Raw genomic sequence first — 25,460 nt, forward strand, 5'->3', positions numbered from 1 at the left:
GCAAGCGCCGCCGGGCATGCAGAACATTCAAGGAGGAATGTCATGTATATCAATCACAATCAGATGGCCACGCAGGTGGCCAATACGCTGACATCGAACTACGGCAAGCTGTCAACTTCGGTGCAGCGTCTGTCCACGGGTCTGCGCGTCAATTCTGCGGCTGACGATGCCGCTGGCCTCGCCATTCGCGAGTTGATGCGTACCGACATAGCCGCTCTGCAGCAGGGTGTGCGTAACGCCAACGATGCCATTTCCCTCATCCAGACAGCTGACGGCGCTTTGGGCGTCATCGACGAAAAGCTCATCCGCATGAAGGAACTGGCTGAACAGGCCGCCACGGGCACCTATGACTCCACGCAGCGTCTGATGATCGACTCGGAGTACCAGGCCATGGCTTCGGAAATTACCCGAATTGCCAATGCCACGGACTTCAACGGCCTCAAGCTGCTTGACGGCAGTTTGTCCAGCGACACCCACAAGGGTACTGGCGGCGGCACAAGCAAGCTTGAGTCGTCCGGCAAGATGAAGATCCACTTCGGCACCATGAACGACTCGGCGGAAGACTACTACTACATCCAGATCGGCACGAGCACCGCCTCGGCTCTGGGTGTGGGCAACCAGGCTACCGCTCACACTGCCAAGGCTGACGCCCGTACGGTTTCCACCCAGGAAGCCGCACAGAAGGCCCTGGTGGGGCTCAATGCCGCAGTGGTCTCCAAGGACAAGATCCGTGCTCACTTGGCGCATTGCAGAACAGGCTGGAAAACACCATCTCCAACCTCACCACCCAGTCCCAGAACCTGCAGGCTGCCGAATCCCGCATTTCCGACGTGGACGTGGCCACGGAAATGACGTCATTCGTGCGCAACCAGATCCTCACCCAGTCCGCTGTGGCCATGCTTTCGCAGGCCAACAGCATGCCTCAGATGGCCATGAAGCTTATTGGCTAACATGGATCGGCTCAGGCCGGACATGGTTGAGGGCGTGCCTCCGCACGCACACAAATGTCCCCGGAGGGCAACCTCCGGGGATACTTGCGTACGAAACAGTCCATGCCTGGGCCCACGGGTGGCCCGCAGCCCACGCCGCCACAGGCTGAAACAATGCGGACAAGACAGCCGCCCGCCAGATGCGGCGAATGTTCAGACATCTGCCCGGCTGCTCCGGCAGACGGACAAAGAATCTCGCGCGCTTATGCCAGGGCCGTCAGGTCATACTCCGTATTTTCAACAATATCGCATTCGACAAGGGCGCCGGGCGTAACGCCGGGGCCGCTCACATAGGTGATGCCGTCCACCTCCGGCGCCTGAAGCCACACGCGTCCGCTGTGCAGGCCCGGCCATTCGGGATGCGGCGCGTCCACAAGCACCTGCATGCGGCTGCCCACATGGGCCGCCAGCAGGCGTTCGCTGATGTCCGCCTGTATGTCCATAAGGGTGTCGCGCCGCCACTGTTTTACCTCGTCAGGTATCTGGTCGGGCAAGGTGGCCGCCAGGGTGCCTTCCTCGGCGTAGTAGGCAAAAACGCCCACATGCTGGAAGGCGCTTTCTTCCACAAAGCGGCACAGGCTTTCAAAGTGTTCTTCCGTCTCGCCGGGGTAGCCCACAATGAAGGTGGTGCGCAGCGCCGCCTGCGGCAAAATTTGCCGCACGGTATCAAGCACCCGCCGGGGATTGCCCGCAAAGGGCCGCCCCATGCGGGAAAGCACATCGGGGTGGGCGTGCTGCAAGGGAATATCCAGATAGGGCAGGAGCGGCGCTCCGGTATCCCTGATAAGTTGCAGCAGTTCCGGGTTTACCCCGGTAGGATAGAGGTACAGGAGGCGCAGCCATGCCAGCCCCTCAAGCCCGACCAGTTTTTCCAGCAGGGAGGGGAGGCCGTTTTTATAACCAAGATCCGCGCCCCAGGACGTGAGATCCTGGGCCACCAGCGCCAGTTCACGCACGCCCTGTCCAAGCAGGGCCCGGGCCTCGTCAACTATGTGCTCGGCCGTGAGGGACTTGAGCCCTCCCCTGATGGAAGGAATGGTGCAAAAAGCGCAATTGTGCCTGCATCCCTCGCCCACCTTGAGCCAGGCGTAGGACGGCCCTGTGGAAAGCAGGCGGCCCCCGCCCGGCACAGACTCCGGCGGACGCGGCAGACCAAGGGCATCCGCCACCATGGACGGCCAGAGCGGCAGGACCGCCGTGGGCAGCCACAGATCCACCTCGGGCAGATCTTCAGCCAGTCCTTCCGCTCCATAGCGGCCGACCATACAGCCGCCCACGACCAGCAGGGGCTTTCTTTTGCAGGAGCCAAGGCGCTGTCCGGCATCCAGGACCGCACGCACGGATTCACGAACCGCAGGGTCGATAAATCCGCAGGTATTAATAAAGACGAGGTCGGCGCGGCCCATGTGTTCCACATGGTTCACGGGCACGCCCAATGAGCCCAGCAAGCGCTCGCTGTCCACCCTGTTTTTGGGGCATCCAAGGCTCAGTGACCAGACGTTAAGTTTTTTCAGGCTTGTTTCGTGTGTCATGAAGGGATTCTACAGATGAGGGGACGCCTTGTCACCAGTACTGGTCATTTGCATAATACGAACCTAAGTGTTAGGCTATAAGTTAGGAAGTTCTCTCAAGAGCGCCATACCCGGGCAAACATGCAATTATGAAAATCAATTTTCTTCAACGCCAACCCGAATTACCCGCCAACAACGCTGGCATGCAGTGCCTTTCCTCTGGTGCAGTGGAAGCGCAGTGCTACTCCAGTGTCTTGCGTAATGTTTACGACGAAATATACCTGCTTGATTTTGTAAAAGATGAAGCGCGCGTGCTGTATAGGGGCAGCGACGTTTTCCTGCCGCCAACGGAAGGCGTCTCGCTGTCAAGCCTGTTTGGCGAGGCAGTGGAAGGTCTTGTGCATCCCGACGATACCGAAGCCATGATGCGCTTCTGGGACCCTCTTGCGCGTCATGAACTCGAGGCGCAGGGGCAACCCTTTGCCACCCTTGATATACGCAGAAAATCCCGTAATCAGGAGTACCGCTGGGTGCGGATCACGGCCTTTCCCATCCACCAGCCAGGCATAGATCACGTGGTATATCTGGGATGCGTGCAGGATGTGGATGAGCTCAAGCGGGCCTCAAGCATCATCCGTGAAAACGACCTGCTGCAACGCCAGAAGCTGGACAACCTGCGCTACAAGGCGGTGGTTGACCATACGCGGACCCTGGTGTTCGAATGGCGTGACAACGAACTCAGCTACATCAGCCCGCGCATTGCCGAACTGCTGGCTGGCGACTACAACGGGCGCATCCCCTTTGACGTCTGGCGCGAGGACAATGTGCTGTACTCCGGCGACAGCACGGCTTTTGACACCTGCCTTTCGCGCCTTGCGCTGGGCATACGTTCCGGCGAGATGACCGTTCGCCTGCGCCGCCGCGACGGGCAGTTCATCTGGTGCAAGGTCACCTACACCTACCTGTCCGACGACACCCCGGGCGACCGGTACATCGGCACTCTCAATGATGTGGATGCCGTGACCCGCACCGAGCAGGCCCTGCGCCTGCGCGCCGAACTCGACCCCCTGACCGGCGCGTACAATACCCAGACGTTTTTTGAAAAGGTTGAAGCCGTGCTGCGCGACAACCCGGGCGAGCCCTACGCGGTTTTGCGCTTTGACGTGGCGGGCTTCAAGGCCATCAACGAGGCCTTCGGCCTGGAGGAGGGCAACCGCCTGCTGCGGGCCATCGCCCGCCTGATCCGCCAGCGCCTCAATCTTGAAAATGAGGCTTTTGCCCGCCTGACCGCCGATGTGTTCGCCGTGTGCATCACTGGCGACGAAGACAAGATACAGCATTTCATACACGCGCTTTCAACAAGGCTCGAACACTATTCCGACACGTTCAGGGTCAAGCTTTTCTTTGGCGTCTGCCCGGTGGAAAACCGCCGCACGCCAGCCCATGTGCTTTGCGACTGGGCGTACCTGGCGCAAAAAACCATCAAGGGCAGCGACCTTACGAACTACGCCTTTTATGATGATGCCCTGCGCGAACGCCTGCACGGCGAGAGCTATATCACCGACCAGATGTACAGCGCGCTGGAGCAGAAGCAGTTCAGGCTCTATCTGCAGCCCAAGGTGGAGATGTCCAGCGGGCGCATCGTCGGGGCCGAATCGCTCGTGCGCTGGCAGCACCCCCAGGACGGACTCATCCTGCCCGGGCGCTTTGTGCCGCTCTTCGAACGCAATGGCTTTATCGTGCGCATGGATGAATATATCTGGGACCTCACCTGCCAGAACCTGCGCATGTGGCTGGACAAGGGCTACAAGGCCATGCCCGTGTCGGTCAACGTGTCCCGCCTGCACTTCAACGACGGTACCCTGATCGACAAACTGGTGCAGCTGACGGACAAATATCGCCTGCCCCGGCACCTGCTGGAACTGGAACTGACCGAAAGCGCCTTTTTTGACAACGAAAAAGCGCTTATCCAGTGCATGTACGAGCTTCAGGGCAGGGGCTTCGTTTTTTCCATGGATGACTTTGGCACGGGCTATTCCTCGCTGAGTTCCCTGCGCGATCTGCCCTTTAACATCGTCAAGCTGGATCGCACGTTCATCAGCGACGGCACCGACAATGAACGCGGGCAGATCGTGGCCCGCAACACCATTGCCCTGGCCAAAGACCTGAACATGAAAATCGTGGCAGAAGGCGTTGAAACCCTTGAACATGCCCGCTTTCTCATGTCCTGCGGGTGCAACTGCGCCCAGGGCTTCTACTATTCCCAACCTCTGGATGAAGCCACTTTTGAGGTCTTGTCCTTTATTCAGGAAAAAGCCTTCTGGGTTGACGCGCTGCTGGATAAAGACGCCCATGAAAAGGGGTTGCCCCTCAGCGACGAAAAAACCTTCTGCGACTTTTAGCGCTTGTATCCTTAGTTCGTGAAATGCTTTGTGGGGGAGGGACCCTTTTAGACCAGATTAACTTTGAAATGTTTCACATTTCAAAGTTGTCATTCAGCCGAAAATGCGATTTGCGTTATCCGTTAGCGGCTCTTTGCCGCTTACCGGTAACGACAGCCATCAGTAGGCTGCCCGTTCCATTAACCAATCGCTGTCTTTATCCGTAGCTTCCTTCGTCGCAACGGCTAAAGCTCGGCTGAATCCACGCCACGTTGTGGCGCGCTGCACTCTCGTGCAGCGTTAGAGCAGTTAACTTTTATCAAAGTTAACTGCTCTAAAAAAGGGTCTCCTCCCCCACGCCCCCACCCCCCAAAACTCTTATTGCATTTGAAGCATGCTCCCTTTGGAAAAAGGGAACATGCCCTGACGCTGTACGTGAGTATAGAGCATTTTACCTTTGAAAAAGTGTAAATGCTCTAACGTTGCACGAGAGTGCAGCGTGCGTGGGTTCCGGAAAATTGAACTACGCAGGATTGGCGGATGCGGGAGCAGACGCCCGGCCGCAGAGGCGTAAGCGCTGTTTATTTGCGCTGTGACGCGCCAATGATGGAGCCGTGTGCGGTGCGAGCGTATTTTTGCGGCGTCGATGCGCGCAGAAGAGACCAGGGGGACGCGTCGGCCCGGCGGGGCAGCGGCGTCGGCAGATGGGGAGGGGGAACCAGTGAAAAAGAGGAGCCAGTATACTGGCTCCTCTTCAACTTTCTGGCGGAGCGGAAGGGACTTGAACCCTCGGCCTCCGGCGTGACAGGCCGGCGTTATAACCGTCTTAACTACCGCTCCGGATTTTGTGGTGGGCAGTACAGGACTTGAACCTGTGACCCCCGCCGTGTGAAGGCGGTGCTCTACCAGCTGAGCTAACTGCCCTCCCGGAGACACGTTTCTATGCAAAAGCCCCCTAAGAGTCAAGAGAAAATTATTCGGTAAAAAAATTTTTACAAAGGAAAAAAATTATCCATATGAAATTATTGAATAATTGTAAAATTCAGCATTCACGGCGTCTTCATTGCCTTGCGCCAGAGCGGGGTGAGTGCTAGACCCTCCCTTAGCACTTCTTGCGATTGGCTTCTGCTAGCGGGCAAAACACGCAGCTGGAAAGGCCGGAATGATGGAGTGACAGCAGTTTTTTCGAGGCACTGTAATGAACCCCCAATGGATTCGCCGTCTGGCGGTATTTTTTTTCGGACTGGCTTTGTTTGCGGCTCCTGCCGCTGAGGCCCGCGTTGTGGATGGCAGCGTCATCATGGACCAGCACATGCGTGAAAACCTGTGTGCCCTGACCTTTGACGATGGCCCTTCCACCAACACCCCGCAGTTGCTGGACATGCTGAATGAATACGGCATACCGGCCACCTTTTTTCTCCTGGGCAAGCAGGCGGAGCGCTACCCCGACATTGTGCGGCGCATTCTGGCCGAAGGGCATGAGGTGGGCAACCATTCCTACTCGCATCCCAACCTGCGTTTGCTTTCACCTGCAAACAAGGCGCACGAAATCGCCCGTACGGACAGCATCCTGCGGTCGCTTGGGGCCAATCCCACCTTTCTGCGGCCTCCCTATGGGTCTTATGACACGTATACCGTGACCGCAGCCGAAGAGCTGGGCCTGAGCATAATGCTCTGGTCGCTGGACAGTCGCGACTGGAAAAGCCTGCCCCCCAACTATGCCACGTTGCGCAGCACACGGGGCACCATTTATGCGCCAGGCACCCTGCGCGGCATTTTTTTGTTTCATGATTCGCATAAACGCACGGTTGATGACCTGCCCCGCATCATCAGCGATCTGCGTGCAGGCGGCTGTCAGCGCTTTGTGACCGTGAGCGATTATCTGGACGGTCTGCTTGACCCCGAGCCGGGCATGTTGATGACCCGCCGCACGCAACCCGCCGGTCATCCAGGCAATATGGAGCCGGACGGCCCCACTCCAGAGGCGACGGCCCGCAAATCCGGCCAGCCCGGCGAAGTCAGGGAGAGTTTTCAGGAACTGCCGCCAGAAAGTTATCCGGCCGGCACCGCCGCCCTTCCTCTGGCCCGCACCAGCCGTCCCTGGCACGCTGAGGACACTGCGGCAGCAGGGGAGACGCAACGGAACGATCAGGGAGACAGTCAGGCCAGCAGCGCCGATGGCGGGCAAATCCGTCTGCCGGTGCAGCAGCCTGCCGAAAGCCCGCTCCGCGCAGCACCGCTGGCCCCTGGCCCCAATTCCAGCCTGCCCGCAGGCGGCACAGTTTCTAAATCCGACGGCAGCGCAAAATCTTAGAGCATTTAACACTTGAAATGCTCGCGTACGGCAGGCAAAAGCCCGCCTACTCGCATTTCGTGGCAAGGATTTTCAGAAAAATCCTTGCAGAGCATTTACTCATTTCATTCGTAAACTGCTCTAGACAGCGTCGTCACGAGCGCCTTTTCTGGTATTTCTGCGTCGAACTTCGCCGTGATATGACTGAAAATTCATCTCGTGGCGACACTGTCCAGATTCTACCTTTAAAAAAGTCTCCCAAAGCGCAAACGAAAAATGAACGACCGCCCTTTGCAGGTCTGTCCCCTATGGGGCAGACCTGCAAAGGGCGGTTCTGTATTTTCGGGGCTTTTTCGGGTCGCCGCGGCTGGCTGGCGCGCAGGTGTTTGCCGTGAAGGCCCTGCTTGCGGCCCCGTGTCCCGAATTTGGCTACCCCCTTGTAACCCACTGAAACGCATATAAGAGTTTTAGGGGGAGGGGGTGTGGGGGAGGAGACCCTTTTGCAAAAGGGTCCCTCCCCCACAAAGCTTTTCCCCTACAAAGCCTTTTGCTCTAATCTTCGCCCAATTCTTCGAGCAGTTCCGCCGAGGGAACGAAAAACAGCGTGCCTGTGGCCGCCGTGCTGAAATCCAGCAGCCGATCAGTGTTGCCGACGGGTTCGCCGATGAACATGTTTTCAAGCATTTTGCGGGTGGTGGAGAATTTGCCTGCATAGCCGATAAAATAGGTTCCGAACTCTCCCTTGGCGGGATTGGCAAAGGGCATGTTGGCCCGCACGATTTTCAGTTCGTTGCCGTGCTCGTCTTCGATATTGGTAACGGCGTTGTGCGCGTTTTCGGGCTTTTCCTCGTCACTGAGTTCAACGTCGTTGAACTTGCGCCTGCCGATGGCTTTTTCCTGTTCTTCGGTCGTAAGAGCGTTCCAGGCGTCCATGTCGTGCAGGTACTTTTGCACAAAGACGTAGCTGCCGCCCGCGAAGTCCGCGTCTTCAGCGCCGATGACGGCAGCCGCCAGCCGCGCTTCGTCTTCGGGGTTTTCGGTGCCGTCAACAAAACCGATGATGGCGCGCCCGTCGTAATAGCGAAAGCCCTGCACCTCATCTATGGGGTACACCGCGCCTTGCAGTTTTGCGCTGATGATGGAGGCCGCTTCAAGGCAGACATCGAGCCGCGCGGCGCGGATGTGGAAGAAAATGTCGCCGGGCGTGGAAACGGCAATGTGCCTGTCGCCCTTGATTTCCTTGAACGGTTCCAGCTCGTTGGGTTTGCCGCGCTGGGGAAAAAGTCTGCTCCAGGCATCCGCGCCAAAGCCCATGATGCAGCTGATGGCCGCTGCTGGCAGGCGGGTGCGCATGCTTCTGGCAACGGCGGAAAAATCCGCGCACAGGTCTTTGATTATTGTGGGCGCGTCTTTAGTGTCGCGCAGGCCAAAAACCATAAAAATGGCGTGTTCGCCCGGAGTATTGGTGACATCTTGCGGTTTCATCTGCAGCCTTTGTGCGTAATTGTAAGAGGGTTGTTGTACGTGTGTTTCGGGGCTGATCGCACAGCCGCCGCGCAGTGTAAAAGAAAAATGCTCAAGAGGAGCGCAGATCCACAGGAACGCGCACGCGCGACCCGGCCTTGTTGGTGAACAGCAGGTGGCCGTGTTCCAGTCCGTAGAGGTAGAGGCGGCGGGTCAGGTCCACGTCCATGCGGCAATAGGCGGCTATTTCGTCCATCTTGCCTTCTTTCCACCAGCGCAGGGCCTGCAGGCCGTCGGCGCTCTTGGGCGCTTCAAGGGTGGCCTGACCAAGGTTGTCCAGCGATATGCGGTAGCTCAGCCTGTCCTTGATGCGCTGCAGGATGTCGAGGCTCGGCAGGTTGCGCAGGTCAAAAGGGGCGAAGGGGGCAAGCACGGCATAGTCAAAACGCAGGCTGTTGAAGCCCACCACCAGGCCGGATGCCCGCATGCGCTCAAACAGGGCGGGCAACTCGTCCTGCGTGTAGCTGAAAAAATCATCATCGCGGCTGTCATAGGCCACGGCCACGCTGACGCCCATGTCGCCAGCCTTGTGCCAGCCCCCCACCTCGGCTGCGGAGCGGCGCGTTTCCACGTCAAAAACCACAAAATGCTCTGGCGGCGGCAAGGATATGTAGCCCATAAGATCTGTCATGGGGGAGCCTCCTTCAGTGCTGGCCGGTGCGGTATTGGCGCCGTGGCCTGTGGGATAATGGGGGAGCGCGCTGCCCGTCCTGACCGGCGGAGTTTCTGCCGGGCCGCCCGCAGGGGCGGGAGCGGCGCTGTTTGCGGGAGCGGACATGGCTGTGGAAAAGCCGTTGCCAGCGTGAGCGGCGGGCGCAGGCGCGTTGTGCGGGCTTGCGGCGGTATCGGGCCGGGATTGGGGAGCCGCCGTGACCCCGGCTGCCGCAAACTCAAGCTCTGGGCGCAGGGGCGGCGGGCTTATGACCAGTTTTTCGCGCAGCGTGTCGCCTTCTGCGCCGGGCGTCAGCAACTGGCGCAGCAGTTCCAGGGCCGCCCGCTTGTCTATGGGGCGGTTGCCGGAGCCGCATTTGGGCGAATGCACGCAGGAGGGGCAGCCGTCCTCGCAGGGGCAGGCCGCCACGGTTTTATAGGTGGCTTCCAGCAGGGCGCGGGCATCGCCGAAGGCCTGGCGCGTGAGGCCGGCGCCACCGGGCAGGCCGTCGTAAATAAAGACGGCGGACAGCCCCAGTTGGGCGTGCATGGGCGTGGATATGCCGCCAAAGTCGTTGCGGTCGGCCATGATGAGCAGGGGCAGCATGCCGATGGCGGCGTGCTCCAGCGCGTGGATGCCGCCCATAAAGTGCATGAAGTTGTCTTCCATCTCCGCGCGGATGTTGTCGGGGATGACAAACCACAGGCCCTCGGTTTCAAAAACCTGGGGCGGGGCGTCCAGGGGCGTGATGGTCAGCAGGCGGTTGCCAGAGGTGGAGCGCTTCTCATAGCCCGTGACGGTGTCGATAATGCGCAGGCGGCCCCGGCACACCAGCGCGCGGCCCAGAGACATGCGCGCGGTTTCCTCAAGAATGTCCGTGGTTTTTTGACCGCGCGTGCGGGTAAACCAGCCCACCTTGGCCTCCTTGGCCATGATGCGGGCGCGGGCCGGGTCCATGTCGTCAATGATGTAGCTGCGCCCCCTGTGCAGGTAGACAGCGCCGGGATGCGTTTCGCGCCAGGCGCGAAAGCCGTCCACAGAACCGATGATGTGGCCCTGCTCGTCTTCAATGCTGAAGGTCTGCCCTGTGCCGCGCAGATCCACATGCCGCTGGGGACGCTTGCGCGAGGCCATGAGCTGGCTGCCGTCCGCCGATTGCAGCAGCAGACCCTGGGCATTGAGCTGGCGGGCGGCGGTCAGGGCGGCGGCGCTGGCGAGCATGGGTTCGCCGGGGCGCAGGGGCATTTCGGCGGCGGCGCATTCCAGATGCCGGGCCAGGATGACTTCGTTGTCCGGGTTGACCACGGCCTTTTCCGGCGGGCGGCTGAAAAAATCGTCGGGATTGCGGGCAAAATACTGATCCAGCGCGTCCTCGCCCGCCACAATGATCACGGCGGATTCCTGCTGCGCCCGGCCCACGCGGCCGCCACGCTGCAAGGTGGCCATGACCGTGCCGGGATAGCCCACCAGAATGCAGACATCCAGCCCGCCGATGTCGATGCCCAGTTCAAGGGCGCTGGTGCTGACCACGGCCAGCAGGTCGCCGCTGGCCATGCGCGATTCAATGCTGCGGCGCTCCTCGGGCAGAAAGCCTGCGCGGTAGGCGGAAATGCGGCTGGCAAAAGAACCGGACTGCCCGGCCCACAGGCTGATAAGCTCGGTCATGCGGCGCGAACGGCAGTAGACAATGGTGCGCAGGTTGCGCGCCAGGGCCGCCTTGAGCAGATCAATGGCCGCCGTGGCCGGGCTCTGCTCCGGGTTGAGAAAGACAAAATGCCGTGGGCCTTGCGGCGCGCCGGACTTGTCGATGACAACGGGCGGCGGCGCGGCGGAGTTCACGGTCTGGAACACCGGAGCGGTTGCTGTGACAATATTGCCAGTTGCGCTATGGGTTGTGCCGCTGCCTGTGCCGCCTGGCGCACTGTTCTCGTCCGCAGCGGGGTATGCCGTGCCGGTGAGCGCTGCCCCCAGTTCGCCGGGGTTGCCCACGGTAGCGGTGCACAGCACATAGACGGGCTTTGCGCCGTAGCGTCCGGCCAGCCGATTGAGCCGCCGGAAGACCTGTGCCATGTGCGCGCCGAACACGCCGCGATAGGTGTGGGCCTCGTCCACCACCACGTGGGTGAGGCCCGCCAGAAAGGCGGCCCACTGCTCGTGGTGGGGCAAGATGCCCAGGTGCAGCATTTCGGGATTGCTGATGAGCACTGCGGGCGGGTCGCGCCGGATTTTGCGGCGGAAGTGATCCGTGGTGTCGCCGTCATACAGGGCGGCGGCGGGGCGGGCGTCCTTGGGCCATGTGGCCGTAAGGGCGTTGAAGGCGGCAAGCTGATCCTGCGCCAGGGCCTTGAGCGGAAAAAGATAGAGGGCGCGCGCGTCGGGGTCGCGCAAATGGCGCTCCAGCACAGGCAGGTTGTAGATGAGGCTTTTGCCGCTGGCAGTGGGCGTGGCCGCCACAATGGAGTGCCCCGCGCGGATATGATCCGTGGCCAGGGCCTGATGGCTGTACAGTCCGGCTATGCCGCGCTGCTCGAGGATGCGGCTGATGGCCGTGGGCCAGGGCAGTCGCGTCTGGGCGTACTGCGGCTCGGCGGCGGGCAGCAGGCGGTGGCAGGTGACCTGCCCGCCAAGTTTCTCGGAAGCCAGCAGGGCGGCAATATAGGAACCGACAGACATTTACGCTTCCATGCAGGGGGCTTTCGCTCGGGAAAGGGTCATTGCCCAAAGCCTCCCTGCGGGGCCTCGGACGGCGCGACGAGCGTTGCGGGATCGGCAGCATGCGCGACCCCGGCCAGCGGGGGCTCGGACGGCGCGGCCTGGGATTGCGGGATATTCGCCGCGTGGCTGGCTGCGTGCGCGGCGGCCGCGCGGTCTTGGCCGGGAACAAGAGAACGCACCACGCGCGCGGGCGAACCCACGGCAAGGCTGTGCGGCGGCACGTCCTTTGTGACCACGCTGCCCGCGCCGATGATGGCTCCCTCGCCAATGGCGACGCCCTTGAGAATGATGCAGTTAAGGCCAATCCAGGCGTAATCGCCGATGGTCACGGGCCTGTCGCCCTCCATGCCCGGTTCGGTGGCGCGGGCTTCGGGCGGCCAGTGGGCGTGAAAGTCCGAATCCACAATGATGCAGTTGGGCGCGATGAGCACTTGCCGCCCTATACTGATGGTTGTGGAGCGTGCCGTGATGGACGTGCCGCTGAGTTGCGCGCCGGGCCCGATATCTATGCGCGCGCCGGGGCCGAAGGTGCGCAGGCGCACTGGCGTGGCCAGAGCCGCAGCCGTTGCCCGCCGCCAGGAAGAAATGAGGCTGGTTCCCGCGCCGATGGTGATGTGGCTGCCCGGCCAGCGCATGAGGCCCACCGGGCCGTGCGCCGTGACGCCGAAGCCTACGGGCACGCCAAGAAGGGCGGCCTTGCAGCGCAGCCGCAGGCCGCCAAAAAAGCGCCCCCAGCGCGTCATGATCTGAAGGCAGGCGTAGCTTATGATATTGGCAGGGGTGAGACCCCGGCTGAGAGCTTTTTGCAGCATGTTCATGATGATCTTCCTCTGGCGGCGTTTGGGCGGGTGCCAGATTTTTCTGTTAAGGAAACGCGGATGTATTCCGTTTGGCGGACTTGCTTCACTTTTTTTGAAACAGTGGAGGATAGAAGAGTCCCCTCCTGCTTGAAAAAATATCGCGCCTTGCCAAAGGAAATACCAGCGCGTTTCCAGGAGGCTCTTTACTCAGTGCTTCCTTAAGTCTGTGGTGATCAGGCGTACGCCCTTTGCGTGAAACCGGCGCGGGCTTGCCCTCAATCACCGGGCAAGAATGCCAGACTTGCCCCCGGTGGTCGAGAGGTCGGCGCAGAGGCGCAGCGGCAAGCCAGGATGAATTGTTGTTACTTGCCGGAATAATTTGTTTAAATAATTGCGGCCAGCCTTGACGGCGGATGCCGCTTGGAATAGGTTGAAAATGAAATTTGTTTTTACTTTTACGTCTCCTTGAAAATCCCTGGCCGTCGCATGCCGTGTGCGCTCTGGTTCAGGTTCAAAAGTCTGTGTGGCGTGGCCCTGGTCGGGCCACGGGTTGGTCACTGGTCGGTGCGTCGATACTGCCAGTTGGTACTGGCAGCCGGTATTGCCGGTGGGTGCTGCCGCATGGAGCGCGTGGACGTAGTTCATTTTTGTTGTTGGGGGGAATATGGACAGGTCTGAAAATGTTTTTCCGATCACAGCCCTCAAAGTTGGCGAGCCTGCGTTTATTGTAAGCATCAATGCCAGGGGTGAACTGGCCCGCAGGATACGCGACATGGGGCTTGGTTCGGGCATGCCTGTTTCCGTGGTGGGGTATGCTCCCCTGCGCGACCCCCTGGCCCTGCGCTGCGCGGAAGTCACCATTGCCCTGCGCCGCCGTGAGGCCAAGGCCATCATGGTGCGCCAGAACAGCGAGGCGCAAGCGCCAGCCGCCGCCAAAGCGCCAAAACGGTAAGCGCGTAGGCCCCAAGGTTTCAATCTTTCGTGCCTCTGCGTAGCATTATGAATGTATTGAGTTATGTCTCGCGGCACACGCCTTTCCCGCAGCCGCCGGAACCTTTTCAACGATAAACCGCTCGCATGACAATCCGGCGTGGCCCGCGACGCAGACCGTGCACAGTCAGAAAAGCCGCCTCCACCCTGTCAGCCATGCATTGCCGCAAAGGCAGACTGAAAACCCGCTCCGGCATGCCGGAGCGGGTTTTCATTTCACCGTGTAAGACACAATAAGAGTTTTAGGGGGTGGGGGTGTGGGGGAGGAGACCCTTTTGCAAAAGGGTCCCTCCCCCACAAAGCATTACACCGAACATTGTATCGAACATTGCACCGCACATTTCATCGTGCCTTGCACCGTGAACGCACTTCAAAAGCTTACTTCTTCAACTGGCGTGTCCACTGGGCAAGGGCCTGCATGACCTCGGCGGTCTGTTTGGCGAGGGCCTCGTCCACCACGTTGCCCTTGTCGTCAAAGCAGGGGGTGAAGGCATTGGAGAACAGTTCGGGTTTGTTCAGCACGTGCAGGTTCAGGTACACGCAGACCTGGCGCAGATGGTACTGGCTGCGGCTGGTGCCCATGCCGCCTCCAGCGCCCACGATGCAGACGGCCTTGCCTGAAAGCGGCGCGAGGTTGGGTTCGCGTGAGACCCAGTCCAGCGCGTTTTTCAGGGCCGGGGCCAGGGAATAGTTGTATTCCGGGCAGGCCAGCACCAGGGCGTCCGCAGCGGCGACCTGTGCGATGAGGTCTTTGGCGGCCTGGGGTTTTTCAATGTCTTCATTATAGAAGGGCAGTGCGGAAATATTCGCTATTTCCATACGGACGCCCTCGGGAAGATGGGCGGCGCAGCAGCGCAGCAGTCCCGAATTGCGGGAGGCGCGGCGCAGGCTGCCTGAAATGCCCACGAAGGTCAGAGTGCTCATAGGTATTCTCCTTGTGTCCGGCTGTGCGGACAGCCCCAGCCTAACAAGTTTTGCAGCGAAAGCCTATGGAATGGTTTGACTGCCGGATTGTGGGGGATGTCAGCAGTCGCAGGCCTTGCGGTCGCGGGTGCGGTTTTCAAATTTTTCCTTGTTTACCGCAACGCGTTCGTGAACGCCCTCGCCGATAAGCCCTGCCTCGTCATGCGCGCTGACCTTGAAGGTCAGTCCTTTGCCGTTGGCGGACACGGCCGTCAGTTCGGCGGTGAAGGTGACCTTCATGCCGCAGGGGGTCGCCGCCAAATGAACCACGTCCACCTTGGTGCCCACGGTGGTCATGCCTTCGGGCAGGGCGTCCTGCACCAGAGCCACGGCGGTGGCTTCCATCCAGGCTATCATCATGGCTGTGGAAAAAACTTCCACAAGGCCGCTGCCAACGCGGCAGGCCAGCATGTCTTCACTGACCGTGGTTTCAGATGTGCCGGTAATGCCCGGCTCCAGAATCTTTTTCATTCTTGCCTCGTTTGCCTTGCCCGGTCAGGAAGAGCCAGGGCGTGGCCTTGCATTGGAGGTTGCCAGGGGCCCGCTTGGGGGTGTCACGGCAGATAGTAGAAAAGATACGGGGTGCTATCAAGTCTGGCCGTAGAGCAATTTCATTTTGAAAATGCTCTAAAAGTGTCCGCCCGCGAATGCCGGTGGCGTTCGCGGGCGGATGTGTGCAGACAGAGCCTGTGGAGGTTATGGCTGCATGGAGGTTATGGGCTGCGTGGAACTACTTGGGCTGGTCGCTCTGACCGGTCTGGCCGCCTTGGGAGGTCAGGCGATCCTGTCCTTCCCAGACCTGTTCAGCCTTGGGCAGCACGGGCAGGAGCTTGGTCCAGGGATTCTTCTGCAAGAATTCCGGGTCCTGCTGGAGCTTGCGGCTCATGTCCAGGATGGGCGGCACAATTTCCTTGATGTCGCCGGCCAGCGCCGGGGCGATGCCAAATTCCGTGGCCTGGGTGGCCAGGTCAACGGCCTTCTGGCTGCATTCCATACTGGTCATGAGGGTGTCGAGGGCTTTTGCCGGGTTATGGAAGCCCACGCTGTTTTCAGCGGAGACGTAGTCCCAGAACAACTGGCCCTTGCGCACCATGTCGCGCGCTTCAGTCATGAGGACTTCATAGTTGGGGGCGCGGTGGCCGTCATAGGCATTGGCAAGGCGCACGGCCTCATGGGCCTTGACGGATATTTCCTGTGCCTTGAGCAACTGTTCGTAGGTCTTCTTCTGGGTGTACAGCACACGCCCACGCAGGTATTCGGCGGTCTTGTCCGCGTGGCACTGGCGGCAGGCGCGCATTTCGGGGTCCTTCATGGGCGAGGTCATCCAGTGGCTGGAGATCTTCTTGCCGTCTTCACGCACGTACTGCATGTGGCAGTCGGCGCAGGCGACGCCGGCCGCGCCGTGGGGACCGTCCTGGAAGGTTTCATAATCGGGGTGCTGCATCTTGATCATGGGCACCTTGGAGGCCGCGTGCACCCAGTCGGCAAAGGGGCCGGGCTTGCCGTCGGGGCCCTTGGCTCCGTGGCCCTTGTAGTACTGATACATGTCTTCGGGGTTCATGCCGTTATCCCAGGGGAAGACGGGCTTGGCTGCCGGGCCGTTGTCCTTGTGGGTAAAGTAGTATTCCACATGGCACTGGGCGCAGACGAGCATGCGCTTTTCGTTGCGGCTTATATTCTGCCAATCCCTGCCGCTGCGCTTGAGCCAATCCTTGAGCGGTTCGGAATACAGGCGCAGTTCCATGGTGCCGGGGTCGTGGCAGGTGGCGCAGCTTATGCTTTCTTCATGGGCGCTGATCTTGTCCTTGCCGCGAAATTCATTGACGTCCATAGACCAGAACTTGTCGCCGTACTTGCCGACCCATTCCATCATCTTGGGGGTTTTGCAGTTCCAGCAGGTGGCGGGCATATTGCCCTTGCCGTCGGCGCCGTAACGGTTGTTGCGGTCGATGTTCACAAAATCGTCAATGGCGTGGGTGTGGCCGCGCGTTTCATTGTATTCATACATGAAATGATAGCCCAGCCAGAGGTTTTTCAGGTAGGGCTGGGCATGTTTGAAGCCCTTGGGCAGGGGATTCACGTTGTCATTCTTGTGATAGGGAACCGACCCCTTATATTCGGTCATGACCGTGTCTTCGTTATTTTTCATATACGAAGCGTACTGTTGGGGAAACTGGCCCTTGAAGGCCGACATCTTGAGTTCCGTTTCAGGGATGCCTGTTTTGTATTTGGGGGCCTTCAGCTCGGTGGAAACATCCTGACAGCCGCTGAGCAAAGCAACGCCCAGCAGCGTGGCCAGAGCCAGGGCCGTGGTCACAATTCGCTTATTCATAGGCTACCGTCCTTGTGCTGATAGGCCGCGTACGCATGTGGGTGACGCCCCGGTGACAATCCACGCAATAAGGCTTGGCGTCCATGCTGGCCACGTTGATGTTGGTTTGGGCATGGCACGCCTTGCAGTTGGCGTTGACCACATCACGGGTGTGCAGACTTGGGGGATGCGGAACATCGTGACCCGAAATGTTGCCCACTACGTCGCGCAGCCCTTCTTTTGCCTTGAACGGCAGTTTGACCAAAAGATTGTGCGGGGCATGGCAGTCATTACACGAGAGCTTGGCGTGCATACCCATTTTCTGGGTCACGGCAGCTTCCTGCATGATATGACAGCTGGCGCAGAACGGCCGCTGGTCCGTGGTAATCATGGCATACGCCATGACGCCCAGTAGCACCATGCCCGCCGCAACGCCGCCCATCAGCCATTTGAGCCAGGGTCCATTGCGGGGTGTACCCATAGAGCCTCCTTCACTCGCTCCTAGAGCATTAACACTTGAAATACCCGCGTACGTCAGACAAAGCCTGCCTGCGTGCATTTCGTGACAAGGATTTTCTTGAAAATCCTTGCAGAGCAGTTAACGCAATCCATTTGTTAACCGCTCTAGTGCAGATGCGCCCTGAAAACCCAGATTCCCAGGGCGGGGTATCGCCCACTGGCAGGCTTGGCAGCCTGCGTCGTCATGAGCGCTGACAACCGCTGAAGCAGATTTTGAGAACAGGCGTTCCCAAAGGTTAAACCGCAACCATTACGGCATGTGCCACCGTGTGTACCCAGACAGACAGGGAGCATGGGCCGTAACGGCGGGCGTCTGCCCATTCAGCCGCCAGAGCATTTCACAATGAAAATGCTCTGAAAAGTCGCCGGGTGGTCGTTAATTCAGGCAGACCGCCCAGTATGTTGCCACCATGGCAACATAATTCCGACCACTATATCATCAAAAAGTGTACCATTTGTACAGATATTTAGGGCTTGAAAAAAAGCGTAATAAATTTAGGCGTTATGTGATTTTTTTGGCAATGGAGGCTGGCAGCCTTGCTATATTCAGATAAAAATGACAAAATTTCATTAAATTATGACAACAGATTGGGCTTCTGCTCCTCCTCAACTCGCGGGGTTTTCATGGCGCACGTTGCCGCAAAAAAGAATGGCCCGGCCATCTGGCTGCCCCTACTTGCCTGTTTTTTATGGCTTGTATTCACCCTCGCGCTCTACCGTCAGGCCGCGCGCGTTGATGAAGCCCACAGGCTTGAACTGGAACATACCAGATTATCCACCGTTGCGCGACAACTTATGGACGCCCGCAACTGGAATGCTGTCCACGGCGGCGTCTATGTGCTGAAAAGCGCATACGGCCAGCCCAATCCCTGGCTGCCCGAAGCCGAACGCACCGTGGAAACAGCGGACGGGCGCACCCTTGTGCTCATGAATCCCGCCTATATGAGCCGCCAGTTGGCTGAACGAAATTCGCAACCGGGTATTGGCATCAGTATCATCAGCAATGTGCCCCTGCGCCCCGAAAACAAGGCTGACGCCTGGGAGTCCGACGCCCTTGGCCAGTGTACGGAGGGGGCGCGGGAAATCTTCAGCGCTCCTGAAACGGACGGACAGGGCAAACTGCGCCTGCTCAACGTGCTTGTGGCGCAGGATAGCTGCCTGCGTTGCCACCAGGCCGCAAGGTGGGCGAGGTGCTCGGCGGCATCAGCGTCAGCCAGAACGCCGAAGCCTATATGCACAACGCCGATCTGCAACAGCGCAACATGCGCCTGCTCTATTCCCTGCTGGGCCTGACGGGCGTGCTTGCCATCGGCGGGCTTACGCTCAATCTCACGCGGCGGCGCTGGCTGGCCGAAGAAACCAGCCGCATGAAGAGCGCCTTCATGGCCCGTCTGAGCCACGACATGTGCACGCCGCTGACGGCCATACTGGGCATGAGCGAACTTTTACAGCAAAAGGGCGCGCCGGAAAAGGAACGCAAGAACGCCCTGCGCTATCTCACGCAGGCGGGCGGCGCTCTGCTGGAAATGGTGCGCGACGTTACCGATCACGCAAGTCTTGAGCAGGGCGCGCTGCAACTGCGGGCCGCCCCCTTTTCCCTGCGTGCGGCCCTTGACGACTGCATAGTCCTGTTCTTGCCGGTGGCAGAGGCCAAGGGGCTGGATATCGATCTGGACGTGGACCCGCAATTGCCGGACGCCGTTGTGGGCGACAGCTTTCGTTTGCGTCAGGCCTTGGGCAACCTTGTGAGCAATGCGGTGAAGTTTACCGAACTTGGGCGTGTGCGCGTCTGCGTGGGGCCCGCCGGGCGAAAACCGGCAAGTACTCCTTTTGGCTCGGCGGATGCCCTGTGTCTCAGGATTCTGGTGCAGGATACAGGGCCGGGTCTGCCCCTTGAAGACGCCGAGCGCATCTTTGAAAGTTTTCAGCGGGGCAGCGACGCGTTGTCGGCTCCCGGCACGGGGCTTGGACTGTATATCGCGCGCACCATTGCCCGCCGCATGGGCGGCGATGTGACGGTAAATTCCGCGCCGGGCAGGGGAGCCTGCTTTGCCCTTGAGGTGTGCCTGCAACTGCATGGCTGCGCTGAAGGAAAAAAGAGCGACAGCCCCGACCGTCAGGCCGCCGCAGCGTCGGCGCACGGTGCCTGCGCCGCGCCGGAAGCAGCGCCGGGAACTGTCGTTGGGGTCGCCGGGGCGGCCGTTCCGCCGTCCACCGCAGATGTTATGTATGAGTCGTCCGCCAGGGCTGTGCCGTGCTCCGGGACTGTGCTTTCCACCGGACCGGAGGCGTCCGCCGGGTCTGCGCGGTTCGCCGCGTCACCCCCTGCCTTGTCTCCACTCCTGTCCTGTGACGCGGAATGCGCACTGGCGGATGCTGCCACGGGTGCTGGTGGTGGCGCAGATGCCTTCGCAGACCTTGGCGCAGGTGGTGGCGCAGATGCCTTCGCAGACCTTGGCGCAGACGCGAGCGGCGGGGCCGAGCCTGGTTCAGAGAACGGCTGCTTTGTGGGCCGCCGCATTCTTGTGGCCGAAGACAATGAGGCCAACAGGTACATAATGGAACATATGCTGCGGGCTGAGGGCGCGTGCGTGCACATGGCGCGTGACGGCAAGGCCGCGCTGGCCGCCCTGGCACAAGGCCCGTGGGATCTGGTTATTCTTGACGCGCGCATGCCCGACATGAGCGGTCTTGACGTGCTGCAGGCCGTGCGCCTCGGCCATGCCGCCGTTCCGGTGCTGCAAAAAACCGTCATATACACCGCCGCCCTTGACGCGGAAGACCGGCGGCGCTGCAAAGACCTGAGGGCTGATCTCGTCTTGCTCAAACCCCTGACCTTTGCCGTGCTGCGCAAAAAACTGTCTTCCCTGCTGGGGGCTGAAGGCAGTGCGCACGCTTTGCGCTGCCAGCCCGAATATTCTGCTCCTGCCGAATATCCTGCCTCTGCCGGACATTCTGCCCTTGCCGCGCCACGTGGACGCGAAACGAAGGCTGAAGGCGACCTTGACCCGCAAGGGGAAGAGGCTCTGGCGCTCTGGAACAGGCAGGCGGCCATGGACGCGCTGGATGACGACCTTCAGTTGATGACGCGGCTGGCCGGAGTGTTGCGGGGGGATTTGCGCATTCGTGACGCGGAACTGGAAGCGGCCCTGGCCGCAGGTGACGATGCCTGCCTGCGGCGGCTGGGGCATGCCGTCAAAAACTCCGCCGGAAGCATGCGCTTTGATGTGCTGCGGGCGCGGGCCTGCCATGTGGAGCAGGCGCAAAAAACGGATATGGAGCATGCCGTGACCGAGATGCGCGCCGCTCTGCGGGAGGCTCTGGATATGCTGGACAAAGAACTGGACAAAGAACTGGACAAAGATCTGGGCAAAGATATGGACGGCGTGGACGCCATGCCTGGCACAACGCTTGTGCCGTGTCCTGTCCCGCGTGTATCGGGCACTGGGGCGGGTTTCGCGGCAGGCACGGCCCCGGCGGGCTGCAAGGGAGGCTGTTGATGGCCCGTATTCTCGTGGTGGATGACGAAGCGCTCATGCGCACCATGGTTGAAGTGGTGTGCACGCGCATGGGGCACGAAGTGCTGCTGGCGGAGAACCTCAGCCAAGGTCTGGAGATGGGCCGACAGGGCGTGGACGTCGTGCTTCTTGACGTCTGGCTGCCCGACGGCAGCGGCCTTGAATGGCAGGGCGACTTTGCCCATCTGCCCGGCATGCCCGATGTGGTCATCATTACGGGGCACGGCGACGGCGATGCCGCCGAAGTTGCCCTGCGCTCGGGGGCATGGGAGTTTCTGACCAAGCCCCTGAAGGTGCGCGACATTGAGCAGTGTCTGCGCCATGTGCTGACCTTCCGTAAAAACAGGGTTCCGGGGCCGGAATCCCTGTTGGTGGACAGCGGTCATATTCTGGGAGCGGGCGTGGGCATGAGCCGCGCCCTGAAGCTTCTGGCCCAGGCCGCGCAGAGCGAGGTCAACGTTCTTTTGCTGGGGGAAACCGGGGTTGGCAAGGAAGTCTTCGCCAAGGCCCTGTACCGCAACAGCGCGAGGGCCGCGCGCCCTTTTGTGACGGTGGACTGCGCCTCGCTGCCTGAAACACTGGTGGAAAGCCACCTCTTCGGGCACAGCCGTGGCGCGTTCACCGGGGCGGACAGGGCGCGGGAAGGGCTTTTGCTGGCGGCCAACAAGGGTACGCTTTTTCTTGACGAGGTGGGCGACCTGCCCCAGGCCATGCAGGGCGCTTTTTTGCGCGCCCTTGAACTCAAGCGGTTCAGGCCCGTGGGTGAAGTGCGCGAGGTCAGCAGCGACTTTCGCCTTGTGGCGGCCACCAACAAAAATATTGAGACCATGGCCGGGGACGGCTCCTTTCGCTCCGATCTGCTGTACCGCCTTCAGGGTCTCACCATCGTCATTCCGCCCCTGCGCGAGAGAAGGGACGAGATCCCCGCGCTGGCCCAGCAGGCCGTCAGCCGCTTCTGCCTGCACAATGAGCTGCCGGGCAAGGCCATTTCCGGGCAGGTGCTGGACATGCTTATGGAATATCCCTGGCCCGGCAATGTGCGCGAGCTTATCCACTGCATAGAGCGCGCCTGCCTGGCCGCCGGACAGGGCGATCTGCTTCTGCCCGTGCATATGCCCACCCATATGCGCGTGGACGAGGCGCGCCGTCGCATGGGCCGCGGGCAGGAAGGAGTTTTTGCCGAAGTTGCCGCCAGCGTTGCCGTCCAGCCCCCTGCCTGCGGATTTCAGGCTTCCAGCGTCCCGTCCGGCGGCGCAGCGGGCGCATCTGCCGGTTTGCCGCCGCTTTCCGCCCCCGAGGAGGGTCTGCCGGCGCTGCGCCAGTGGAAGGCTCAGGCCGAAGAGGCCTATGTGCGCCGCGTATGGGCCGTCAGCGGCGGCGACGCGCGCAAGGCCGCGACGCTGGCTGGCATATCGCGCGGGCACTGGTATGAGCTTATGAAGAAGTGCGGCCTGTAACACGCCCGCCAGGCGGTTTTACGCCGCGCCCCACTCGCGCGCAGGGTGAGCGCATCCAGCTTTTTCAATGGTTATATGCTTTCTTGTGGCTGGTCGCGCAAAAAAGGTCAGGTTAGGGGGCCCAGAAACCTTGCATCGCCGCATGAAAGGCGCTATAGCGAAAAAAATCGGCTTATTAAAGGCAATAAGACAGCATATGAACAAGAGTCCCCTTACTATCAAAGGATATGTTACGGCAGTGCCGCGCTCTGTGGACGCGCGGCAGGCCAGGGTGGCCGTGATCCAGGACGATGTGGAATACCGTATTGTGCCTCGTGGAGCTGGTGTTGACCTTGACGATGAAGTCAGCCTTCCTGTGGAGGTTACCGGCCAGCATGAAGAGGTCGATGGCGTGAACTACCTCGTGGTGCGCGGCTACACTGTGCTTGAAGACGATTCCTGGCTTGAAGAATAGACGCATCCCCCATCTCAGGGCAGAGTAGCTCTGGGAACCTCCATCTTCAAAGCTTGCAACACCTTCGTTACGGCGCGTGAATGCATACCTGACCGCCAGTGGCGCCCGTGCGGCAGAGTGATTGCGATGCTGGCGTTTTGCCCTTTGCGGCCCGGCTCACGTGCAAAGCGGGCCGTGCGGCCAGTGCCGTATCCCCTTGAAAAAGGATTTATGCTCTACTGCGGTACGGGGGCGCTGTACGCTGCACCGTGCCTAGAGCAATTTCACCAGCGATGCTGTCCTGCCCCGTAAGGCGGTTCCCGCCAACGGTTCGGGCAAGCCCGCAGAAGCGGGCAAGGGCTACCGCGAGAATGGATATTCTCAATGCGAAAATGCTCTAGGATTCAGCCAGGCGTGCGCTTTTCTGCAGGCTGGCAAATTGAAGTGTGAAGCATTTTAACGATGATCTGATATGCTGTTGTGCAAACGTCCCTCCGGCCCGTACGGACCGGAGGGACGTTTGCTGTCAGCGTATGCTTGAGCGACGTACTGTGCCCTGCAGGCTATTTTTTCATGTCCGCGATGAGGTCGGTGAGACTGTGCGCCTGGCGCGCCAGATCGCTGACGGCCCGTGCAGCCTCGTCCATGGCCTGGGCGGTCTGCTGCACCACTTCGTTGACCGAGGTGATGGAGCGGTTGATTTCCTCGCTGGCGGCGGACTGCTGTTCGCTGGCGGCGGCAATGGCGTTGACCTGATCCGCCGTGGCTTCAACCGTGGTGACGATTTCGCCGAGGGCCTGGCCGGACTGGTTGGCGAATTGCGTGGCCTGATCCACCTGCTCGGACGCGCTTTCCATAGCGGTGAGGCTCTTGGTCGCGCTTTCCTGAATGGCCGTGATGGCATTGCCCACATCATGGGTGGAAGCCATGGTTTTTTCAGCCAGCTTGCGCACCTCGTCGGCCACAACGGCGAAGCCGCGTCCGGCGTCTCCGGCGCGGGCCGCCTCGATGGCCGCATTGAGGGCCAGCAGGTTTGTCTGGTCGGCAATGTCGGAAATGACGTTCATGATCTTGCTGATGGCCTGGGCCTGATCGTTGAGCTGGCCCATATTTTCCGTAAGGCGGCGCGAAACCTCGTGCACCTGCCCTATGCTGTATACGGCCTGCTCCACAATGTGCGCTCCGGCAACGGCCCTTTCACGCGTCTCGCGCGACGCGGCGGAAGCCTCGGACGCGTTGCGGGCCACGCTTTGCACCGTGGCGTTCATCTCGTTCATGGCGGTGGCGGCATCGGTCAGGCGGCTGGCTGCATCCAGCGCGCCCTTGTCGGACTGCTCGATCTGGGCCGAAAGCTGCGTCGAGGCCGTGCTGACCACATGGGCCACCTGTTCCAGCTTGTCGGCGGCCACAAGCATGGCGTCCGTCTTGGCCTGCGCTCTTCTGCCCGCCTGCTCGGCCTCGCTTTGGGCCGCTCTGGCCTTGGCGGCCTCTTCATCGGCCTGACGGCTCTTTTCCGCAGCCTGGCCGATGAGCCGCTTGAGGTTGCCGACCATGTCGCGCAGGGCCTGCTCCAGCACGGCCACTTCGTCCTTGCCCGTGGGCTCGATGTGCACATCAAGGTCGCCTGCGGCCACCGCCCGGGCCTGGCCGGTGATGCTGCCCAGAGGCCGGGTGATGGATGTCACCAGGCGGTAGGAAAGGGGAATCACAAGAAGCAGCAGGATGGCCAGAAAGCCGCCGCCATAGGTGGTAAGCGTCTCTGTGAGCAGCGCGTGCATGGTGTTGTGCAGTTTGATTTCGTCCCTGTCCACATTGTCGATGTAGACGCCGGTTCCTATCCAGTACGGCGTGCCCTGGACGTTTTCGGCATAGCCGAGCTTGAACACGTCGCCCGCGTCAGGCTTGGGAAAGACAAAATCCACAAAACCCCCGCCCTTGGCCGATGCCTTGCTCAGTTCCGTCACGTAGTGCACGCCCTGCTTGTCGGCCGTGCCGGACAGGTCCTTGCCGATGATCTGCTTTTGCGTGGGGTGGGCCACACAGACGGTGCCCTCATAGACATAAAAGTAGCCTGAAGCGTCGTCTTCAAAACGGGATTTTTCCACATAATCAGCGATGACGCGCAACTGCTCCTGCTGGGGCAGCCCCTTTGTCATGGCCGCCAGCCCCAGGGCAGAGGAGTGGGTCACATCCTTGATGCGGGCGCGCTGCGAGGCAAGCAGCTGATTTCTTGCCACGACGGTTCCTTCGTTGATGACGCTTCTGGTCATGAAGAAGGACAGAACAGCCATGGCTATGGTCATGGCTATCATGAGAACTACAAAAAGCGTGATGCGCTGTGAAATGTTGATGGCTCTGAGCATGGCGATTCTCCGGGTCGGTCCGGGTGGACTTTCCGCCTGAC

General features: G+C 60.5%; 17 protein-coding genes, 2 tRNA genes and 1 pseudogene. 8 read left to right on the top strand and 12 right to left on the bottom strand.

Features of this window, described 5'->3' with window-relative positions:
• Positions 1–42 precede the first annotated feature (42 nt).
• A pseudogene (locus tag DESU86_RS07545) lies at positions 43–950 on the top strand (flagellin N-terminal helical domain-containing protein).
• A 242-nt stretch (positions 951–1,192) separates the two neighbouring features.
• Here the strand turns inward: DESU86_RS07545 and rimO are convergent.
• Complete coding sequence (gene rimO / locus DESU86_RS07550; protein ID WP_179980493.1) at positions 1,193–2,521, bottom strand: 30S ribosomal protein S12 methylthiotransferase RimO; 1,329 nt, start codon at positions 2,519–2,521, stop codon at positions 1,193–1,195.
• Between the two features lie 128 nt (positions 2,522–2,649).
• On the opposite strand from rimO, the gene DESU86_RS07555 reads away from it, so the two are divergent.
• On the top strand, positions 2,650–4,902 hold the full coding sequence (locus tag DESU86_RS07555) for a putative bifunctional diguanylate cyclase/phosphodiesterase (RefSeq protein WP_179980494.1): 2,253 nt from the start codon (positions 2,650–2,652) through the stop codon (positions 4,900–4,902).
• Between the two features lie 742 nt (positions 4,903–5,644).
• On the opposite strand, the gene DESU86_RS07560 is transcribed toward DESU86_RS07555, so the two are convergent.
• Positions 5,645–5,721 (bottom strand) — tRNA-Asp (locus tag DESU86_RS07560).
• A gap of 8 nt (positions 5,722–5,729) precedes the next feature.
• A tRNA-Val gene (locus DESU86_RS07565) sits at positions 5,730–5,805 on the bottom strand.
• Between the two features lie 274 nt (positions 5,806–6,079).
• Here DESU86_RS07565 and DESU86_RS07570 point away from each other — a divergent pair.
• Entirely contained in the window at positions 6,080–7,195 is a 1,116-nt protein-coding gene (locus tag DESU86_RS07570) for a polysaccharide deacetylase family protein (protein ID WP_179980495.1), read from the top strand.
• Positions 7,196–7,726: 531 nt separating this feature from the next.
• On the opposite strand, the gene DESU86_RS07575 is transcribed toward DESU86_RS07570, so the two are convergent.
• The 4 genes from DESU86_RS07575 to DESU86_RS07590 form a co-directional block, all read right to left on the bottom strand.
• A complete protein-coding gene (locus DESU86_RS07575; RefSeq protein WP_179980496.1) occupies positions 7,727–8,659 on the bottom strand; it encodes a Dyp-type peroxidase in 933 nt (310 codons plus the stop codon).
• A 91-nt stretch (positions 8,660–8,750) separates the two neighbouring features.
• Positions 8,751–12,023 carry a DEAD/DEAH box helicase gene (locus tag DESU86_RS07580; RefSeq protein WP_179980497.1) on the bottom strand — a complete coding sequence of 1,091 codons (3,273 nt, stop codon included), beginning with the start codon at positions 12,021–12,023 and terminating at the stop codon, positions 8,751–8,753.
• A gap of 38 nt (positions 12,024–12,061) precedes the next feature.
• Complete coding sequence (locus tag DESU86_RS07585; RefSeq protein ID WP_179980498.1) at positions 12,062–12,883, bottom strand: acyltransferase; 822 nt, start codon at positions 12,881–12,883, stop codon at positions 12,062–12,064.
• Positions 12,884–13,144: 261 nt separating this feature from the next.
• Complete coding sequence (locus DESU86_RS07590; RefSeq protein WP_179980499.1) at positions 13,145–13,510, bottom strand: hypothetical protein; 366 nt, start codon at positions 13,508–13,510, stop codon at positions 13,145–13,147.
• 19 nt (positions 13,511–13,529) lie between these two features.
• Here DESU86_RS07590 and DESU86_RS07595 point away from each other — a divergent pair, with 19 nt between their 5' ends.
• A complete protein-coding gene (locus tag DESU86_RS07595; protein WP_179980500.1) occupies positions 13,530–13,817 on the top strand; it encodes a FeoA family protein in 288 nt (95 codons plus the stop codon).
• 416 nt (positions 13,818–14,233) lie between these two features.
• Here the strand turns inward: DESU86_RS07595 and DESU86_RS07600 are convergent, their stop codons facing one another.
• From DESU86_RS07600 to DESU86_RS07615, 4 genes are all read right to left on the bottom strand, one after another.
• The gene (locus DESU86_RS07600; protein WP_179980501.1) at positions 14,234–14,779 is read right to left on the bottom strand and encodes an NADPH-dependent FMN reductase; all 546 of its coding nucleotides are present in this window, start codon (positions 14,777–14,779) and stop codon (positions 14,234–14,236) included.
• A 99-nt stretch (positions 14,780–14,878) separates the two neighbouring features.
• Positions 14,879–15,289, bottom strand: a complete 411-nt coding sequence (locus tag DESU86_RS07605; RefSeq protein WP_179980502.1) for a thioesterase family protein — start codon at positions 15,287–15,289, stop codon at positions 14,879–14,881.
• A gap of 259 nt (positions 15,290–15,548) precedes the next feature.
• Positions 15,549–17,150 (bottom strand): ammonia-forming cytochrome c nitrite reductase subunit c552, encoded by a 1,602-nt coding sequence (locus DESU86_RS07610; RefSeq protein WP_179980503.1) that lies wholly within the window; start codon positions 17,148–17,150, stop codon positions 15,549–15,551.
• Positions 17,143–17,610, bottom strand: a complete 468-nt coding sequence (locus tag DESU86_RS07615; protein ID WP_179980504.1) for a NapC/NirT family cytochrome c — start codon at positions 17,608–17,610, stop codon at positions 17,143–17,145. The genes DESU86_RS07610 and DESU86_RS07615 overlap by 8 nt, the downstream gene beginning before the upstream one ends.
• Positions 17,611–18,272: 662 nt before the next feature.
• Here DESU86_RS07615 and DESU86_RS14530 point away from each other — a divergent pair.
• The 4 genes from DESU86_RS14530 (at position 18,273) to DESU86_RS07630 (ending at position 23,077) form a co-directional block, all read left to right on the top strand.
• Positions 18,273–18,941: a c-type heme family protein gene (locus DESU86_RS14530; protein ID WP_232088295.1), complete on the top strand. Its 669-nt coding sequence runs from the start codon at positions 18,273–18,275 to the stop codon at positions 18,939–18,941.
• Between the two features lie 110 nt (positions 18,942–19,051).
• Positions 19,052–21,148, top strand: coding sequence for an ATP-binding response regulator (locus DESU86_RS07620; RefSeq protein WP_232088415.1), 2,097 nt, complete (start codon positions 19,052–19,054; stop codon positions 21,146–21,148).
• The gene (locus DESU86_RS07625; protein ID WP_179980505.1) at positions 21,148–22,623 is read left to right on the top strand and encodes a sigma-54-dependent transcriptional regulator; all 1,476 of its coding nucleotides are present in this window, start codon (positions 21,148–21,150) and stop codon (positions 22,621–22,623) included. Before DESU86_RS07620 ends, DESU86_RS07625 begins: the two co-directional genes overlap by 1 nt.
• 196 nt (positions 22,624–22,819) lie before the next feature.
• A complete protein-coding gene (locus DESU86_RS07630) occupies positions 22,820–23,077 on the top strand; it encodes a hypothetical protein (RefSeq protein ID WP_179980506.1) in 258 nt (85 codons plus the stop codon).
• 542 nt (positions 23,078–23,619) lie between these two features.
• On the opposite strand, the gene DESU86_RS07635 is transcribed toward DESU86_RS07630, so the two are convergent.
• Entirely contained in the window at positions 23,620–25,419 is a 1,800-nt protein-coding gene (locus DESU86_RS07635; RefSeq protein WP_179980507.1) for a methyl-accepting chemotaxis protein, read from the bottom strand.
• Between the last annotated feature and the right edge of the window lie 41 nt (positions 25,420–25,460).

Origin of the sequence: Desulfovibrio sp. 86 (assembly GCF_902702915.1) — a bacterium.
Taxonomy (GTDB): Bacteria; Desulfobacterota; Desulfovibrionia; order Desulfovibrionales; family Desulfovibrionaceae; genus Desulfovibrio.

What these genes read in the sequence shown, in the direction of transcription:
- rimO (WP_179980493.1), bottom strand. Translation starts at nt 2,521, where the DNA reads ATGACACACGAAACAAGCCTGAAAAAACTTAACGTCTGGTCACTGAGC.
- DESU86_RS07555 (WP_179980494.1), top strand. Translation starts at nt 2,650, where the DNA reads ATGAAAATCAATTTTCTTCAACGCCAACCCGAATTACCCGCCAACAAC.
- DESU86_RS07570 (WP_179980495.1), top strand. Translation starts at nt 6,080, where the DNA reads ATGAACCCCCAATGGATTCGCCGTCTGGCGGTATTTTTTTTCGGACTG.
- DESU86_RS07575 (WP_179980496.1), bottom strand. Translation starts at nt 8,659, where the DNA reads ATGAAACCGCAAGATGTCACCAATACTCCGGGCGAACACGCCATTTTT.
- DESU86_RS07580 (WP_179980497.1), bottom strand. Translation starts at nt 12,023, where the DNA reads ATGTCTGTCGGTTCCTATATTGCCGCCCTGCTGGCTTCCGAGAAACTT.
- DESU86_RS07585 (WP_179980498.1), bottom strand. Translation starts at nt 12,883, where the DNA reads ATGAACATGCTGCAAAAAGCTCTCAGCCGGGGTCTCACCCCTGCCAAT.
- DESU86_RS07590 (WP_179980499.1), bottom strand. Translation starts at nt 13,510, where the DNA reads ATGAACTACGTCCACGCGCTCCATGCGGCAGCACCCACCGGCAATACC.
- DESU86_RS07595 (WP_179980500.1), top strand. Translation starts at nt 13,530, where the DNA reads ATGGACAGGTCTGAAAATGTTTTTCCGATCACAGCCCTCAAAGTTGGC.
- DESU86_RS07600 (WP_179980501.1), bottom strand. Translation starts at nt 14,779, where the DNA reads ATGAGCACTCTGACCTTCGTGGGCATTTCAGGCAGCCTGCGCCGCGCC.
- DESU86_RS07605 (WP_179980502.1), bottom strand. Translation starts at nt 15,289, where the DNA reads ATGAAAAAGATTCTGGAGCCGGGCATTACCGGCACATCTGAAACCACG.
- DESU86_RS07610 (WP_179980503.1), bottom strand. Translation starts at nt 17,150, where the DNA reads ATGAATAAGCGAATTGTGACCACGGCCCTGGCTCTGGCCACGCTGCTG.
- DESU86_RS07615 (WP_179980504.1), bottom strand. Translation starts at nt 17,610, where the DNA reads ATGGGTACACCCCGCAATGGACCCTGGCTCAAATGGCTGATGGGCGGC.
- DESU86_RS14530 (WP_232088295.1), top strand. Translation starts at nt 18,273, where the DNA reads ATGGCGCACGTTGCCGCAAAAAAGAATGGCCCGGCCATCTGGCTGCCC.
- DESU86_RS07620 (WP_232088415.1), top strand. Translation starts at nt 19,052, where the DNA reads ATGTGCACGCCGCTGACGGCCATACTGGGCATGAGCGAACTTTTACAG.
- DESU86_RS07625 (WP_179980505.1), top strand. Translation starts at nt 21,148, where the DNA reads ATGGCCCGTATTCTCGTGGTGGATGACGAAGCGCTCATGCGCACCATG.
- DESU86_RS07630 (WP_179980506.1), top strand. Translation starts at nt 22,820, where the DNA reads ATGAACAAGAGTCCCCTTACTATCAAAGGATATGTTACGGCAGTGCCG.
- DESU86_RS07635 (WP_179980507.1), bottom strand. Translation starts at nt 25,419, where the DNA reads ATGCTCAGAGCCATCAACATTTCACAGCGCATCACGCTTTTTGTAGTT.